The sequence below is a fragment of the Pelotomaculum propionicicum genome (assembly GCF_048984525.1).
Taxonomy (GTDB): domain Bacteria; phylum Bacillota; class Desulfotomaculia; order Desulfotomaculales; family Pelotomaculaceae; genus Syntrophopropionicum; species Syntrophopropionicum propionicicum_A.
Genome location: NZ_JBMGJC010000031.1, coordinates 1 through 1,890 on the forward strand (window position 1 = coordinate 1; position 1,890 = coordinate 1,890).

A 1,890-nucleotide genomic window follows, 5' to 3' on the forward strand; every position below is an offset into this window, starting at 1 on the left:
GAAGCACTTCTTTGGAGTTGACGACCATGGACCTGAATTTCCAGGCCATAAAGGGCTTCCCGTCTTTTCCCAACCTATGGTGTCGGTAAAAAACCGGACCCGGGGAATCGATTTTTATAAGAACCGCAATTATCGATAGGAACGGAAGAAGCAATATTCCGCCGACCACCGACAAAACCAGGTCGATTACCCGTTTAAGGTTGCGGTTGATGGGCAGCAACAAACTTTGGACAGTATAGAGCCCCAGCACCCCATCAAAATCCTTGATGGACATCCATAGATTTGTGACGCCGATATAATCGGGTATGAGGGTATAATACCTGAAGGACTGGACATAATCGGCAACGATCGTTCCGAGGCTCTTCCGGCTAATCCCCGGCATAGCGACGATGGCCGTGTCGATTTTGCATTCCGCCGCCACGCGAGGACCGAGGTCTAATCCATGAATAATCGGTATCCCGGCGTATTCGGTTCCCGTGGCAGGATCGTCATCCAGGAACAAAACAGGTCGATATCCCAGAAACGGCTTTTTTATAAGTCGATCCGCCATCAATTTACCTGTCTGCCCCGCGCCAAAGATGACTATATGTATACCCCACCAGGATCTATTTTGGAAAATCCTTCGGACAATGCTCCGGAACAGGGGAAAATAAATTATGCTACAGAGCCACGATAGCATGAAGGCTATGGAATAGGGATCCAAGGATACTTCTTTGCTAATGATGATTCTGGAAAGAATTATACCATTATGAGTCAAAAACGAAGTAAGCGCGAATCTGCGCAGCTCTTCGGCATGAGCAAGGTTCAATCCGGGGTAAAGGCGAAAAATGTAAATAATCACGAGGAAGGCCGGAAGATAAGGCCAATACGTAATAAATGACTTAAAGTTTATAATATCCAGGTCGTAAGTATTCACGATAAAAAATCCGGAGCCGAAGCTGACCATGGCGGCGACGAGATCGGCGACTATGAAAGCGCCCACCATGGGCATTCTATTGAAGGCTTTTTGGGGCTTATAATTACGTTTAAAATTATCGAATGTCACAAAAACCTCTTCCATCCATAAGGTAGTATACTTCAAACCAATAGATACGACAGATCCGACCGTGTTGACCCACGGTTTATACCATAAAGGCGCATAAAAGCCCGGATGGCGGCCGAAACACGCTCACCCAAGGCAACGGCAATACACAGTAATCTCTTGATATCTATCGACAATCATGGCCTTCCGGTAAACCCACATACTTTTGAAGGCTTTCCTCTACTAATCAACCTTTTGAATCCTTTCTGCCCTTTACTGGAATGAGGATATCACGAAATTCCCATCTTTAGTACACCCGTGAGATTGACATCAAAGCCAAGCGAAAATCTCCTTAAGGAAGCATCCGGGGAAGAAACCGTCATTTTCTTTGTTGTACGGCGTTTGGCAAGATCGGTTTTTGGGTACGCGTAATCCCGTTTCTTTATAAAATTCTTTATATACAATTGAATTGTTTGAATCCCTATTCAATATACGACGCAGGCCCCCGGCGGCAAGAGCCGGGGGCCTGCAGCCGGTTTTTACCTGTCTTTACTTTTTGCCGGACGAGGCCGAGGCGCCGGATCGGTTGCCGGAGGACTGCGGTTCCGGTCCGGAACCATCGGACTTGCCGGATTTGTTGGATTTGGGACCCCTGGGATTGTCGTCGCCCTGGTCGTTGTCGGCTTTGCCCCTGAAGTAGGTATTGCCCAGCAGGGCGCCTTTTCGTTCGGTCCAGCGGGCTTTCAGGGCATGGAATTCGTTTGAGCCGGGGTCGATGCCGAGCTTTTGGGCCAGAAGACCCCAGCCGTGACCGGAGGCGCCGTCGGTGACGATCAAGGCCTCGTCCAGGGACAGTTGGGTTTCAGCGG

General features: G+C 48.9%; 2 protein-coding genes. Both read right to left on the reverse strand.

The genetic code is table 11. The annotated features are described in order from the left end of the window. Positions 1 to 1,045, reverse strand: a 1,045-nt coding sequence (locus ACOBQJ_RS16940; RefSeq protein WP_421072964.1) for a sugar transferase, incomplete at its 3' end; no start/stop codon positions are given. A 525-nt stretch (positions 1,046 to 1,570) separates the two neighbouring features. Next, positions 1,571 to 1,890, reverse strand: a 320-nt coding sequence (locus ACOBQJ_RS16945) for a hypothetical protein (protein WP_421072965.1), incomplete at its 5' end; no start/stop codon positions are given.